This is a genomic window from Serratia sp. NCCP-200, from assembly GCF_059697885.1.
On record NZ_BAAKUJ010000001.1, the window covers coordinates 306,186 to 321,278 of the forward strand.

Annotated in this window: 14 protein-coding genes; 11 read left to right on the forward strand and 3 right to left on the reverse strand. The window is 54.6% G+C overall.

Translation table 11 applies throughout. From position 1 onward, the window contains the following. Positions 1–11: 11 nt before the first annotated feature. Positions 12–1,331 (forward strand): HdeD family acid-resistance protein, encoded by a 1,320-nt coding sequence (locus AC6HVW_RS01420; RefSeq protein ID WP_071683838.1) that lies wholly within the window; start codon positions 12–14, stop codon positions 1,329–1,331. Between the two features lie 246 nt (positions 1,332–1,577). Continuing rightward, positions 1,578–1,637, forward strand: coding sequence for a protein YpfM (gene ypfM, locus AC6HVW_RS01425; protein WP_137751254.1), 60 nt, complete (start codon positions 1,578–1,580; stop codon positions 1,635–1,637). A gap of 126 nt (positions 1,638–1,763) precedes the next feature. Here ypfM and acrD read toward each other — a convergent pair whose 3' ends face one another. Continuing rightward, entirely contained in the window at positions 1,764–4,892 is a 3,129-nt protein-coding gene (gene acrD / locus AC6HVW_RS01430; RefSeq protein ID WP_071683837.1) for a multidrug efflux RND transporter permease AcrD, read from the reverse strand. Positions 4,893–5,179: 287 nt separating this feature from the next. On the opposite strand from acrD, the gene AC6HVW_RS01435 reads away from it, so the two are divergent. Then, positions 5,180–5,458, forward strand: a complete 279-nt coding sequence (locus AC6HVW_RS01435; protein WP_071683836.1) for a winged helix-turn-helix domain-containing protein — start codon at positions 5,180–5,182, stop codon at positions 5,456–5,458. 26 nt (positions 5,459–5,484) lie between these two features. Here AC6HVW_RS01435 and narP read toward each other — a convergent pair whose 3' ends face one another. Both narP and narQ read right to left on the reverse strand, forming a co-directional pair. Continuing rightward, positions 5,485–6,117, reverse strand: a complete 633-nt coding sequence (gene narP, locus AC6HVW_RS01440) for a nitrate/nitrite response regulator protein NarP (protein ID WP_059201467.1) — start codon at positions 6,115–6,117, stop codon at positions 5,485–5,487. Positions 6,118–6,242: 125 nt separating this feature from the next. Beyond that, positions 6,243–7,925, reverse strand: coding sequence for a nitrate/nitrite two-component system sensor histidine kinase NarQ (gene narQ, locus AC6HVW_RS01445; RefSeq protein WP_071683835.1), 1,683 nt, complete (start codon positions 7,923–7,925; stop codon positions 6,243–6,245). 362 nt (positions 7,926–8,287) lie between these two features. Between narQ and napF the strand changes: the two genes are divergently transcribed. The 8 genes from napF (at position 8,288) to AC6HVW_RS01485 (ending at position 15,006) form a co-directional block, all read left to right on the forward strand. Continuing rightward, entirely contained in the window at positions 8,288–8,785 is a 498-nt protein-coding gene (napF, locus tag AC6HVW_RS01450) for a ferredoxin-type protein NapF (RefSeq protein ID WP_021807093.1), read from the forward strand. Beyond that, the gene (gene napD, locus AC6HVW_RS01455) at positions 8,772–9,038 is read left to right on the forward strand and encodes a chaperone NapD (RefSeq protein WP_166735081.1); all 267 of its coding nucleotides are present in this window, start codon (positions 8,772–8,774) and stop codon (positions 9,036–9,038) included. Before napF ends, napD begins: the two co-directional genes overlap by 14 nt. Continuing rightward, the gene (gene napA, locus AC6HVW_RS01460) at positions 9,035–11,521 is read left to right on the forward strand and encodes a nitrate reductase catalytic subunit NapA (RefSeq protein WP_071683834.1); all 2,487 of its coding nucleotides are present in this window, start codon (positions 9,035–9,037) and stop codon (positions 11,519–11,521) included. Before napD ends, napA begins: the two co-directional genes overlap by 4 nt. 10 nt (positions 11,522–11,531) lie before the next feature. Then, a complete protein-coding gene (gene napG, locus AC6HVW_RS01465; protein ID WP_497569245.1) occupies positions 11,532–12,284 on the forward strand; it encodes a ferredoxin-type protein NapG in 753 nt (250 codons plus the stop codon). Further along, complete coding sequence (napH, locus tag AC6HVW_RS01470; protein WP_071683833.1) at positions 12,284–13,195, forward strand: quinol dehydrogenase ferredoxin subunit NapH; 912 nt, start codon at positions 12,284–12,286, stop codon at positions 13,193–13,195. The genes napG and napH overlap by 1 nt, the downstream gene beginning before the upstream one ends. Beyond that, entirely contained in the window at positions 13,192–13,641 is a 450-nt protein-coding gene (gene napB / locus AC6HVW_RS01475) for a nitrate reductase cytochrome c-type subunit (protein ID WP_021178725.1), read from the forward strand. The genes napH and napB overlap by 4 nt, the downstream gene beginning before the upstream one ends. 11 nt (positions 13,642–13,652) lie before the next feature. Continuing rightward, complete coding sequence (gene napC / locus AC6HVW_RS01480; protein ID WP_021178724.1) at positions 13,653–14,270, forward strand: cytochrome c-type protein NapC; 618 nt, start codon at positions 13,653–13,655, stop codon at positions 14,268–14,270. 238 nt (positions 14,271–14,508) lie between these two features. Beyond that, entirely contained in the window at positions 14,509–15,006 is a 498-nt protein-coding gene (locus AC6HVW_RS01485) for a hypothetical protein (protein ID WP_059201465.1), read from the forward strand. Positions 15,007–15,093 lie beyond the last annotated feature (87 nt).

Below are 15,093 nucleotides of genomic sequence, written 5' to 3' on the forward strand. Positions count from 1 at the left end.
GAGTTGCAGCAGTGATCCAGATTGCCCTGTTATTATTCGGCGTTGATTTTGTGCGCTCCAAAGCCAAATTTTTGGGCGTAATCGGGATTATCTGGGGGCTGATGGGGATCGGTATCTTTATCGATGGCCTTGATGGCGTGCTCTATTTTCCCTTACAGGTTTTTGGTGCGCTGATGCTTCTGGAGAGCCTGGTCACGTTGAGTATTGCCTCTAGCGGGGTTGGGGCGCAGAAAGCGGTGCTCTATTTCAAGGGCGGGATCTTTTGTGTTGTCGCACTGCTGATCCTGGCGAACAAACCCTACAGTAATTTGCTACTGGCAATCATATTCGGTTTCTCCTATTTCGTTATTGGCTTGTTTATGATCGCTTCAGCCTGGATCGTCCGGTTTCCGCGCTGGAAGAATGCGCTGGTCAGCGGTATTGCTCAGATACTGTTCGCCATGCTCATATTTAGCCCCTATCCGGTGCACTACAAGGCCACCATATCGTTTTTCCTGGGCACATTGATGGTTGTCAGTGGCATCAATATCCTGCAATTAGCCAGGCGGGCCAACCTTTTAAGGGATGGCACCTCGGTGTTTGAATTGTTGGTACCTACCGAGATATTTTACGTCTTTGGAAAGAAATCGGCGGCTCGGCCACCCGAGGTGGTTGCCCCCAGCACTGATTTTAAAAAGCCTTTAACCGTCCATATCTGGACCCCGGAAGGAACGGCGAGTGCGGCCCCAATCCCCCGGCCAGTCATTAATCGCTATATCGCGGCCGTGGATGCTCAAGGGGTTATCTCTACCGGGCATGCTGCATTGGAACTGGTACCGAGCATCTACATCAGCCTGTATCCAGCGGCAGATATCGATCGTTCTCCTTCAGAGTTCCTCAATGTGTTGAAGGCGACGCGAGAAAATGACGTGCCCGGCACCTTCCAGCCGGACTATGTTACCGAGGCGGCCAACTGGTGCGATTCGAATCGGCAGATCCAGTTTCACAGTTATAACAGCTCGGCACTGCTACGTTTTTGGAGCGGCTATCAGCTGACTAAAATCTACAATCTGACGTCGCGTAACTGCTCCAGTAGTGTTGCCTATGCCTTGGAAGCCTCATTGGATGGCGTGCTTGCCAAACAGAGTAAAAGTTGGCTGGGTACATTACGTATTTTGACCATGCCGGAACTGTGGATTGCCGCACAGGTACGCAGACGGGCACTCTCAATGGCCTGGACGCCAGGGCTGGTGATGGATTACGCCCGAGCGCTGCGACATATTGTTCACCCCGTGCCTCAGCCATGGTATCAACGTATTCTCAAGCGCAGGCAGCCGGAAAAAGAGGGATAGCGACGCGTCATGATTATTTTACAACAATAATCAGCCACACAATTGTTTCGGCTAAGGCTGACCGTTGATCATCCAAATTATTCGGCGGGTTTCGTTAAAAAAGTAACATCAGGGTAGGTTTCTGATTAATCTGAAAATATGCTCCGCTCCTGGATTTCTTGGATGGTATCGTTCCCAAAAGGCTTCACTTGGTCAAAAAACAGGCGTAGAATCTCTGCGTCCAATAACCGGAGGTTGTGAAGTATCATGGTTGATCGAGAGTTAAAAAATTGGAAAGACTTTATTGATGAGATGTTAGGTAACTAACACCATATAGGGTTTAAAGCTTGAATAAGGCTATTGGGTTTGTTTTTATTTAAAGCACCTAGGGTAACAATATTAAGTCTTTAACAAAGCAGCCTCGGTTTCCCGAAGCTGCTTTTTTTACGCCTGCTATTGGCTATCGTGATGGTGAGGCAGCGCCTTACCAGGGAAGCGGCGGCGTACCAATACGAAGAACAGCGGCACAAAGAAAATTGCCAGAACGGTGGCTGAAATCATACCGCCCATCACCCCGGTACCTACTGCATGCTGGCTGCCAGAACCTGCACCGGAACTGATGGCCATTGGCAGAACGCCGAAGATAAACGCCAGTGAGGTCATCAGGATAGGGCGCAAGCGCAGGCGCGAGGCTTCCAGCGTTGCCTCCAGCAAATCCTGGCCTTTATTGTTCAGTTCGTTGGCAAATTCCACGATCAGGATGGCGTTCTTGGCCGACAGCCCGATAATCGTCAATAGCCCCACCTGGAAGTACACATCGTTTTCCAGCCCGCGCAGCCAGGTGGCCGTGACGGCACCGATCACCCCCAGCGGTACCACCAACATGACCGAGAACGGGATCGACCAGCTTTCATACAGGGCCGCCAGACACAGGAATACCACTAACAGCGAGATGGCATACAGCGCCGGTGCCTGGGAACCGGACAGGCGTTCCTGGTAGGACATTGCGGTCCATTCCAGACCGAAACCGGTCGGTAGCTGGCTGACGAGTTTTTCCATTTCATCCATCGCGGTACCGGTACTGACGCCCGGGGCAGCCTCGCCCACGATTTCTACCGTGGAGTTACCGTTGTAGCGTTCCAGACGCGGTGAACCATATTCCCAATGGGAGGTAGCAAAGGCGGAGAAGGGCACCATCCCACCGCTGTTGTTACGTACATACCACTTGTTGATGTCCTCCGGCAGCATGCGGAAGGGCGCTCCGGCCTGGACGTACACTTTCTTCACTCGCCCGCGGTCTAAAAAGTCGTTGACGTAGGTGGAGCCCCAGGCGGTTGACAAGGTGCTGTTGATATCGTCGATCGACACGCCCAGCGCCTGCGCTTTGCGTTGGTCGATATCGATCTGCAACTGCGGGCTGTCATCAAGACCATTATGGCGCACGCGCGATAGCTGCGGGTTTTGCCCAGCCAACTGCAGTAATTGATTGCGAGCCTCCATCAGCTTGCCATGCCCCAGCCCGGCGTGGTCTTCCAGCTGCATATCGAAGCCCGAAGAGTTCCCCAGTCCGGTGATCGCTGGCGGGCTGCTGGCGATAACGCGCGCTTCGTTGATATTGCTAAAGGCCTTGGTGGCACGCTCGATGATATCGAACGAACTATTGGCTCCCGAACTGCGTAGATCCCAGTCCTTCAGGCGCAAGAACAGGCGTGCGACGTTCTGGCCGTTGCCGCCTGGCCCGGCACCGATGGTGGAGAACACCGACAGCACGTCGGCTTTCTCTTCGGTCAGAAAGTAGTGCTCAACCTTTTCCACCACCTTGGTGGTTTGTTGCAGGGTGGAACCTGCTGGCAACTGCACCTGTACGGTGAACACGCCACGGTCTTCCTGCGGCAGGAACGAGGTCGGCAGTTTGATAAACAGCACCGCCATACCGGCCAACAGCAGCAGGTAGATCACCATGTAGCGGGCACTGTGATGCAGCACGCGCGCTACCCCACGTTCATAGCGTTCGGTGTTGCGATTGAACATGCGGTTAAACCAGCCGAAGAAACCGCGCTTGCCGTGATGATGGCCTTTGGCGATCGGCTGGAGAATAGTGGCGCACAGGGCCGGGGTGAGGATCATGGCGACCAGCACCGAAAGCACCATTGCGGAAACGATAGTGATCGAGAACTGGCGATAAATGGCGCCGGTGGTGCCGCCGAAGAAGGCCATGGGAATAAATACCGCCGAAAGCACCATGGCAATCCCCACCAGCGCGCCCTGGATCTGCCCCATGGATTTACGGGTTGCGTCCCTGGGTGAGAGACCTTCCTCGCTCATCACGCGTTCCACGTTTTCCACCACCACGATGGCGTCATCCACTAATAGGCCGATCGCCAGCACCATGGCAAACATCGTCAGGGTGTTGATGCTGTAACCGAAGGCCGAAAGGATGGCAAAGGTGCCCAACAGCACCACCGGAACGGCGATAGTGGGGATTAACGTGGCGCGGAAGTTCTGCAAGAACAGGTACATGACTAAAAACACCAGCAAAATGGCTTCCAGCAGGGTTTTTACCACATCATGGATCGACGCCTGGACGAACGGCGTCGTCTCATAGGCGATCTTGGCTTCCAGCCCGTGGGGGAAATAGTGTGAAAGCTCGGCGATCTTGGCTTTCACCAACTGGTCGGTTTGCAATTCGTTGGCACCGGAAGCCAGCTTGATGTTCATACCGGCGGCCTGCAGGCCGTTGTAACGGCTGAGGTAGTTATAGTTTTCCCCGCCCAATTCCACCGTGGCAACGTCACCCAGGGTGACCAGCGAACCGTCACGATTGACGCGCAGCGTGATCTGGCGGAACTGCTCCGGCGTTTGCAATTGGGATTGAGCATTGATGGTGGCGTTTAGCGCCTGCTGATCCACGGAAGGGGATCCGCCCAACTGGCCCACCGCGACCTGGGTATTCTGCGAACTGATGGCGCTGACTACATCCTGAGTGGTGAGCTGATAGCTGGTGAGCTTGTTCGGATCCAGCCAGATACGCATGGCGTATTGTGAACCGTAAACGTCCATGCTGCCCACGCCGTTAATGCGGCTGAGGGGGTCTTGCAGGTTGGAGACGATGTAGTCCGCGATGTCCTGCTTATCCATGCTGCCATCGTTGGAGACAAAGGCCACCATCATCAGCGTGGTATCGCCCGATTTTGACACCGTTACGCCTTGTTGCTGTACCGCCTGTGGCAACCGCTTGATGGCGGCTTGCAGCTTGTTTTGTACTTGTTGCATTGCCTCGTTGGGATCGGTGCCGGCATCAAAGGTCAGCGTAACCGAGGCCTGGCCGGTATTGGTGCTCTGGGACGACATATACATCATGTTGTCGAGGCCGGTCATGTTCTGTTCGATAATCTGGGTTACAGTATTTTCCAACGTCTGTGCCGATGCCCCCGGATAGGAGGCGCTGATACGCACGTTTGGCGGAGCGAGGTTCGGATATTGTTCGACAGGCAGAGAAAAAATCGCCAACGTCCCCGTCAGGCAAAGAATAATTGCCAGAACCCAGGCAAAAATCGGGCGATCAATAAAAAAATTGGCCATGCGGCATGAACCTCGTTGTGACTTATTCTATTTTTGACAGCATCACCTATGCTTTCGCCTGGCGCTGATGGATGGCCGGGCTGTCGCAGGATTTGATTGTACCCAAAGGTGCTACTGCACTTTACTCGTCGAGTGCAGATAAAGCGTGGAGAAAAAAAGGAGATAATGTAAATAACAGTAGTAGAAATCTACAGTTACACATTGCACCACCACGAAACGCGTCATTATGGCGATTTTATTGCGTTACGGTGAAATAATCAGGACGTTTTCCTCAGCAGGAGTTAAGTATGGAAATTAACCCGGTATTTGCTCGTCGTCTTTATCTGTGTTGGCTGATCAGCAGCAATGAACGCCCTAACGTTCCGCGCCTGATGGAACTGACCGGTTGGCCGCGCCGTACGTTGCAGGATGTACTCAAAGCTTTGCCAGGCCTGGGCCTGGAGTTGCAGTTTGTGCAGCAGGGGAAGCGTAATAACGATGGCTATTACCAGTTGGCAAACTGGGGCCCGCTAAGCCAAAGCTGGGTTAATCAGCATCATGAGATGCTGTTGGCGGCCATTGGTTGAATGTTCCCCGGCGTGCCGGGGAAGCATTACTGGCTTTTCGCTTCCAGATACATCACGGTTGCTGCCACGCGCGAACGCACGTTGAGCTTGCGCAGCATATTGCGGATGTGTACTTTCACCGTCTCTTCAGAAATATGCAACTGCGCCGCGACCTGCTTGTTTGACATGCCGCGCGCCACTTCCTGCAACACATCCAGTTCACGCTCGGTGAGGGCGGCAAAGGGGTCGTGTTGCTCGCTGCGTGACGAAAGATAGTCTGCTACCGCATCGCTAATCACGTTCTGGCCCTCGGCGGCCTGGCGAATATGCTCCAGCAACTGTTCTGGCTCGCTGTCTTTCAGTAGGTAGCCATCGGCACCCGCATCGATCAGCGCATAGACGTCGCTGCGGGAGTCGGAAACGGTCAGTACGATGATGCGTGCATCCACCCCTTCATCGCGCAATGCTTTCAGCGTATCCAGCCCGGAAAGACCCTTCATGTTCAGATCGAGCAGGATCACGTCTGGCGTGAACTGCGCGGCCAGGGCGATCGCCTCAGCACCGCCGCTGGCTTCTGCCACCACGGTGAAAGTGGGATCTAGCCCCAGCAACTGTTTGATGCCGCGGCGCATCAACGGGTGATCGTCCACGATCATTACTCGGTAATTATTCATCACAATAAAACGTGCTCCCTGTAGCGAGTAAAGCCACTGCCTACTGCCGGCAGTAAAGCTGACTCTTAAAATATAGTAGTAATTAGCATTGTCGCTCGGCTCGAATGGCCGCCGTGCAATGCTGTTAGCCCTTATGGCGGGAAGCTAAGACAGACCTCCGTGCCCCCGGCATTGCCACGCCTGATATGTAACGTCCCGTTCAGGCGCGATGCACGTTCGCTCATAATGGTTAGCCCGTAATGGCCTTCCGGTTCATCCAGGCTGTCGATGCCGCAGCCGTCGTCACAAATGGTGATCTCGTTGTCGCCGCTGGGGGAGACTTCGCAATGGATCACAATTTCCTGTGCATCGGCGTGTTTGATGGCATTAAGCACGGCTTCACGCACGATCTGTAGCGCATGAACCTGTTGTTGGGCATTCAACGCCTGTGAGGCTAACCGACAGTGTAACTGAATCCGCGCGCTGGTCAGCAGTTTTAATGGTTCCAATACCTGCTGCAACGCGGCGTTCAGATCGGCATCCTGAATGCTCAACCGGAAGGTGGCCAGTAGTTCGCGCAATTGGCGATAGGCATCCGCCAGCGCCCGATCAAAATCATCAATGATCTCATCCGCCTGCGATGAATGGCCTGTCAGGGTACGTTTGAGCAAGGTAAGCTGGATGCGCAGGAAAGTGAGAGCCTGGGCTAACGAATCGTGTAGTTCACGGGCAATGGTGGCGCGTTCCTCCATCAGTAGGAACTGCATATGCTGCTTTTGTGCGCGGTTAAAGTAAACCCCGCGGCTGAGCATATTGGTCACGCTTTGCATCAGGTGCGGGTGGGGCGGCTGTTGCTGATGTTGCCAGCTCAGGCTACCCAAGGGTTTGTTGTCTTGCATGATCACCTGTGAATGCCAGGCCAGTTCCGCCACGGGTTCACCACTGCTGACCTGCCATTGGCTTAGGCTGTCTTCCACATTGAGCCGGATACAATGTAATTGTTCGCTTAGCTTGATGATATGCAGGACCTTCTCAAACGCCCGCTGATCCAACTGCCCAACGCTCAGCGCCTGGGAGCAACTGTAGAGCACCTCTAGCGTGCGGTTAGCCTGCTGTAGCCGCTCGGTTTTTTCCTGCACCTTCTGTTCCAGTGACTGGTAGAGCTTCGCCAATTCGCCTGACATGGTGGTGAAGGTTTGCGACAGGACGCCCAGTTCGTTTGGCAACGAAACGTCGAGCGGCGGATGATTAAAGTCACGTTGTTGCATACGCAGGCTGGCGTCCACCAGGCGTTTGAGCGGGGTGACCACTTGGCGGCGCATAAAGCGGATGCAGAACAGCACCAGGGCAATGATGGCGATGTAGCCCATCACGCTGATCGTCGCTACGATGGTCAGTTTTTGTTCGGAGTAGCGCTGCAAAGCCAAGACAAAATGGTCGATCTGATTAACATAGCTGGCCACGTTGGCCTGATAGTTTTCCGGGTTCCCGGCCAGGATCTGTTTTTCCAGCACCAGCCAGGCCTGGCGCAGCGTCAGGTATTTTTGCCGCACATCGTCAGGCACATAAAATCGATCGAGTTTAAGCAGGGCCGGAGCCATCAGCGACTGTTGATACTGCACCAGGTGCTGCTGCACTTCAGCGGAACCGTTAGTGAGCTCATACGCCAACCGGTAGCTCTGCATGCGCAACGATCCCGCGATATTGATCGCTTCGGCATCTTGCAGGCTGCCGGCCACGGTAGTCAGTGCCAGTCCGGTGGACAGCACGGAAAGGATCACGATACTTATCAGCGCCTTCGCCAGGCTGCCGGTCACTGAGCGTTTTACGAGCAATTAAGCGTCCTTCTGGTTATAGGCCTGAGTGTTATGCGCCGTCAAATTATAACTTTTGCTGGCAAAAAGCATGGCGATTTTGAGCAAACGGCCGATTTAGCGCCAAAACAAATCTTCGCTATATAATCAATTAAATAGCGATTTGGCGGTCTACCGTTGGCAAAATGCCCTATATCGGCTATCAGTGATTGATCTGGCGCAAGTAATACCTACTTTTACCTATTTAGGGTGATTATCTACCCCCTCCGATAAGCCTATTTTATCCTTGCCTCTTACCCGAGGTGCGAGACAAACAATAATAAAGTCACACTATAATAATTTTTTACACGCGCGCGTGTTGCCAACTTTGAAGGATAACCCGAATGGCCGAATTGTCGCGACGCAGATTGCTCAGCGGACAATGGCGTCATCAAACTGATGCGATCCGTCCCCCGTGGTCGCGTGAAGCCCCTCTCTTCCTTGCGGGTTGTACCCGGTGCCAGGCCTGCGTTAACGCCTGCGAAACCGGCGTACTGATCAGCGGCAGTGGCGGTTATCCCGAAATCGATTTCCAACGCGCGGAATGTACCTTTTGCCGACAATGCGCAGATGCCTGCGAAGCCCCACTGTTTTACCCACCCCAGCACCAACCCTGGCAACAAGTGGCGTCGTTTTCGGCCGTTTGCCTGGCGATGCAGGGGGTAGAGTGTCGCAGCTGTCAGGACAGTTGTGAAACGCAGGCAATCCGTTTTCGGCCACGGTTAGGCGGCATAGCCCAACCGGCGCTCGAGGCGGCGGCGTGCAATGGTTGTGGTGCCTGCGTTGCCGGTTGCCCGACCTCGGCGATTGCAATAACCCGGAGTGAAAATAATGAGCAGTGAATGGCACGTAAGCGGGTTGATGGTACAGGCACGGCCTGACAAATTCCCGGCGCTGATCTCGGCGCTGCTGGCAATCCCTGATACGGAAATTCCGGCACAGGATCAACAGCAGGGCAAACTGGTCGTCGTTATGCAAGCAGCACGCTCCCAGGCGTTGCTGGAAAAAATTGAGTCGGCGCGCAATCTGGAAGGCGTGTTGGCAGTGTCGCTGGTTTATCACCAGCAGGATGAGCAAGGTGAGGTAATGCCATGAAACTCAGTCGTCGAGACTTCATGAAAGCGAACGCTGCCGCGGCTGCTGCCGCAGCTGCCGGGCTGACGATCCCAACGGTCGCCCAGGCCGTGGTCGGCAGCGGTGACGAAATCAAATGGGATAAAGCACCTTGCCGTTTCTGCGGCACCGGGTGTGGCGTTCTGGTCGGTACCCAAAATGGCCGCATTGTGGCTTCGCAGGGCGATCCGGATGCTCCGGTTAACCGGGGTTTAAACTGTATTAAAGGCTACTTCCTGCCCAAGATCATGTACGGCAAGGATCGTCTGACACAGCCAATGCTGCGCATGAAGAACGGGCAGTACGACAAAGAAGGTGAGTTTACTCCCATCACTTGGGAAAAAGCCTTCGATGTTATGGAAGAAAAATTCAAAGGGGCACTGAAAGAAAAAGGGCCAGAGGCGGTAGGTATGTTTGGCTCCGGCCAGTGGACGGTATGGGAAGGCTACGCTGCGTCCAAACTGTTCAAAGCGGGCTTGCGTTCCAACAACCTCGATCCAAACGCTCGCCACTGCATGGCTTCTGCTGTGGTCGGCTTTATGCGCACCTTTGGCATGGATGAACCGATGGGCTGCTACGATGATATCGAGCAGGCCGACGCCTTCGTGCTGTGGGGCTCCAATATGGCGGAAATGCACCCGATCCTGTGGTCGCGCATTACCAACCGCCGCCTGGGCAACGATAAGGTCAACGTCTCGGTACTTTCCACCTTTGAACACCGCAGCTTCGAGCTGGCGGATAACGGCATGGTGTTTACCCCGCAGACCGATCTGGCGATCATGAACTACATCGCCAACTACATTATTCAGAACAATGCGGTTGACCAGGATTTCCTCAAGCAGCACGTCAATATCCGCAAAGGGGCGACCGATATCGGTTACGGCCTGCGCCCAACCCACCCGTTGGAGAAAGCGGCGAAGAACCCAGGGAGCGATGCTTCGGAGCCGATGAGCTTCGAAGATTACAAGGCCTTTGTGGCGGAGTACACGCTGGATAAAACCGCTGAGTTAAGCGGTGTGCCGAAAGACCAACTGGAAGCCTTGGCCAAACTGTATGCCGACCCGAATGTGAAAGTCGTCTCTTACTGGACGATGGGCTTCAACCAGCATACCCGCGGCGTCTGGGCCAATAACCTGTGCTACAACCTGCACCTGCTGACCGGTAAGATCTCCAAGCCGGGCTGTGGGCCGTTCTCACTCACTGGTCAGCCTTCTGCCTGTGGTACCGCGCGTGAAGTGGGGACGTTCTCCCACCGCCTACCAGCGGACATGGTCGTGACCAACGAGAAGCATCGCCAGATTGCCGAACAGAAATGGCAACTGCCAGCTGGCACCATCCCGGAAAAAGTCGGGCTGCATGCGGTTGCACAGGATCGTGCGTTGAAAGACGGCAAGCTGAACGCCTACTGGGTGATGTGTAACAACAACATGCAGGCCGGGCCAAACATTAACGAAGATCGCATGCCGGGCTGGCGCGATCCGCGCAACTTTATCGTGGTTTCCGATCCGTACCCAACGGTGAGCGCATTGGCCGCCGACCTGATCCTGCCTACTGCGATGTGGGTAGAGAAAGAAGGGGCTTACGGTAACGCCGAGCGCCGTACTCAATTCTGGCATCAGCAGGTGAAAGCGCCTGGCGAGGCCAAGTCTGACCTGTGGCAGTTGGTGGAATTTGCCAAACGCTTCAAGGTGGAAGAAGTGTGGCCTGCGGAGCTGATCAACCAGAAGCCGGAATACCGGGGTAAAACCTTGTACGACGTCCTGTTCGTTAACGGTGAAGTGAACAAGTACAAGCTGGAAGAGATCCCGGCCGACCAGTTGAACGACGAGTCGCGCGACTTCGGTTTTTACATCCAGAAAGGGCTGTTTGAAGAGTACGCCGGGTTTGGCCGTGGCCATGGTCACGATCTGGCGGCCTTTGATATGTACCATAAGGCGCGCGGTTTACGCTGGCCGGTGGTGGATGGCAAGGAAACCCTGTGGCGTTACCGTGAAGGGACCGATCCTTATGTGAAGGCCGGTGAAAGCATGCGCTTCTATGGCAAGCCAGACGGCAAAGCCGTGATCTTCGCACTACCGTTCGAGCCAGCGGCGGAAAGCCCGGATCAGGAGTTCGATCTGTGGTTGTCCACTGGCCGCGTGCTGGAACATTGGCACACCGGTTCGATGACTCGCCGGGTGCCGGAATTGCACAGAGCCTTCCCAGAGGCGGTGCTGTTTATTCATCCGCTGGACGCCAAGAGCCGCAATCTGCGCCGTGGTGACAAGGTGAAGGTAGTGTCACGCCGTGGTGAAGTGGTGAGCATCGTCGAAACCCGTGGCCGTAACCGTGTGCCGAAAGGCCTGGTGTATATGCCGTTCTTCGATGCCGCGCAACTGGTCAATAATCTGACGCTGGACGCTACCGATCCGCTGTCGAAAGAGACCGACTTCAAGAAGTGTGCGGTAAAACTGGAGAAGGTATAAGGCCAACGGAATGAGCCAGCAACGAGATAAAACACCGGCCCGGCGGCGCTTCCTGCGGGATGCTGCGCGCAGCGTGGCCGGGTTGGCAGGGATAGGCGTACTGCTGGGGTTGCAACAAAAGCAGTCTCAGGAACGTGATGGCCTGGCCCTGCGGCCGCCGGGAGCACTGGCCGAAGGGGCGTTTGATAGCGCCTGCATTCGCTGCGGTCAGTGTGTGCAAGCCTGCCCGTACCAGACGCTGAAACTGGCGACGCTGCTGTCGCCGAGAGCGGCGGGAACGCCGTACTTTGTGGCGCGGGATATCCCTTGCGAGATGTGTGAAGACATCCCGTGTGTGGTGGCCTGCCCGAGCGGTGCGCTGGATCCGAACCTGACGGATATCGATCAGGCGCGGATGGGGCTGGCGGTGTTGCTGGATCATGAAAACTGTCTGAATTGGCAAGGGCTGCGTTGCGATGTGTGTTACCGGGTTTGCCCGCAGATCGACAAGGCCATCACCTTGGATCTGCAACACAACGAGCGTACCGGCAAGCACGCCATGTTTCTGCCGACGGTTCACAGCCAGGATTGTACCGGCTGTGGCAAGTGTGAGCAGGCTTGTGTACTTGAGCAGGCGGCGATCAAGGTGTTACCGATGGAACTGGCGCGTGGCCAATTGGGTGAACACTATCGCTGGGGCTGGCAGGAAAAGCAGCGTGCAGGGCATTCACTGGTGCCGGAAGGCCTCACATTGCCAGCACGCGGCGTAAAGGGAGGTGAATGATGGCTAATCCAGTCGCTGAAGCGGGGCGTGATGCCCGTCTGCGCCATGGCTGGTTGCGTAGCAACCGCTTCCTGATCCTGCGCCGTTGTAGCCAACTGTTGATCTTGTTGATGTTTCTCTCCGGGCCGCTGTGGGGCATCTGGATCCTGCGTGGTAACTACAGCGCCAGCCTATTGGCGGAGACGGTGCCGTTAACGGATCCGTTGATGATGCTGCAAAGCCTGTTGGCCGGGCATTGGCCAGCTTGGTTGGTGTGGGTAGGCGCGGTAGTGGTGCTGATCTACGGCCTGATCGGTAATCGGGTGTTTTGCGGCTGGGTTTGCCCGGTCAACCCGGTGACCGATCTGGCTGCCTGGCTGCGGCGCAAGTTAGGCCTGCGTCAATCGGCCAGCCTGCCTCGTTCCCTGCGCTATGGCATCTTGCTTGTCGTACTGGTTGGCAGTGCCGTGAGTGGCACGCTGATCTGGGAATGGATTAATCCGGTGGCCCTGATGGGGCGCGGACTGATCCACGGCAGCAGCGGGGAAGGGGCATTAGCCTGGCTGAAAGGGCTGGGTGCCGCATTTGGTGCAGGCATCTGGCTGATTGTGGCGCTGTTCCTGTTCGATCTGCTGGTGGTCGAACACGGCTGGTGTGGCCATCTTTGCCCAATGGGAGCGCTGTATGGCGCCATTGGTAGCCAGGGTGTGGTGCAGATCAGCGCGGAGCAGCGTGATAACTGTACCCGCTGCATGGATTGTTTTCATGTTTGCCCAGAACCGCAGATCCTGCGTGAGCCGTTATTAGTAAAAAAAGGCACACCACGGGTTGCCAGTGATGCCTGTATTGCCTGCGGACGTTGTATCGACGTTTGTGCAGAAAACGTATTCGAAATTAAGAGCAAATTTCATTATTCGGGAGCCAAAAAATGACCAGCAATGTCCTGAAAAAGCAGCTTTCCCTGTGGGGCGCGCTGTTAACACTGGTAGTTGCCAGTGCCGCGTTTGCCGCCAGTGATGTCGATCTCAAGCAATCGCCAGAGGTTTCCGGCACGGCTGAAGGGCAGATCAAAATGCCCAAGCAGCAGGAAAAGATGGCGCTAAACTATGTCAACCAGCCGCCGATGATCCCACACAGCGTCGACGGCTACCAGATTAGCAAAAACACTAACCGCTGCTTGCAGTGCCACGGCGTGGAGCACTATCGCACCACTGGCGCACCGCGTATCAGCCCGACACACTTTATGGACAGCGATGGCAAGGTGCTGGGGGAAGTCGCTCCACGTCGTTATTTCTGTCTGCAATGCCACGTACCACAAACCGATGCGGCACCAATCATCGGCAATGATTTCAAGCCTATGCAGGGCTTTGGGCACTAAGCGGGGGAGCTATGGCCGAACGTAATACCACAACATCCGAGAAAAAGGCCGGACCGATCCGTCGTCTATGGCGCTGGTGGCGCAGGCCGAGCAGGCTGGCCCTGGGGACTTTGCTGCTGTTGGGCTTTGTTGCCGGGATCGTTTTCTGGGGCGGTTTCAACACTGGTATGGAAGCGGCCAACACCGAAAAATTCTGTATCAGCTGCCACGAGATGCGTGAAAACGTCTACGAAGAGTATATGGAGACGGTGCACTACAACAACCGCAGTGGCGTCCGTGCCACCTGCCCGGATTGCCACGTCCCGCATGAGTGGGGGCCGAAGATGCTGCGCAAGCTTAAGGCCAGCAAAGAGCTATACGCCAAGGTGTTTGGCATTATCGACACGCCGCAGAAGTTCGAAGAGCATCGTCTGACCATGGCCAGCAACGAATGGGCGCGAATGAAGGCCAACAACTCGCAGGAGTGCCGTAACTGCCACAACTTCGAGTATATGGATTTCACCGCGCAGAAAACCGTGGCGGCCAAAATGCATGACAAAGCCATCACCGAAGGCAAAACCTGTATCGATTGCCATAAAGGGATCGCACATAAACTGCCGGACATGCACGGAGTCCCTACCGGATTCTAACTCTGGTGGATATCAACCCCGCAGCGCTGCAAGGCCTGCGGGGTTTTTTTTCAATATGATGAGGTGTCGGATTATTCGCTACCCCGTCCTTCCGTGATCAAATGATGAGTGTTTGTTTCAGAGTCAGCACAACAGGACTGGATATCATCATTTACCCCAATTACATATATTATTTTTATCCAAGTAGGTGCTTGGGTTGGAAAACCAAACGACACACTGACTGAAGAGGATTGATAATATGGACGCTCATGAGTTTATTACTGATGCACGTATGCATGGTTGGGATAAAGAGGATAAGAGTAGCATTTATTCGATGCTGAGTTTTGAAGTTAATCCCAATGTGACAGAGGCCGATAAAAAAATAAAAGTTGGTATCTATTTGTTTAATGCCAGCTTTGATTCCGTAGCCGTCAGGGAGGCTATCGGCAATGAGAATTTTTCGGGATTTGCTAGCGGCTTTTATAACTGTTTTAATCAAGCGGCCTTAAATAGTGTCAGTACGGGGTATGCTCAAGTCGGTGGTGATACCGTCGGAGAGGTATTGGCACGGCAGCAGGAACTGATCGCTGCATATCAGGATATGATCGATAAAGGGATCTTGACGCCCAATTCAATGATGTTACCCGCTAATGGAGGGCAATTTACCAGTGCATGGCTCGGTGTTGATTTCTATGATGACGAGGGTAACGTGACCAGTGGAACAAGTTTCCAGTTGGATGCCATTCCTAAACCGTAAATAAGCCAGGTTATTCTCAGGTTTTACAGCTGTCTTTTTGATAAAAACCTTTTGTTGTGAAATGAGAGGTTTTTATCTCATTGGTAT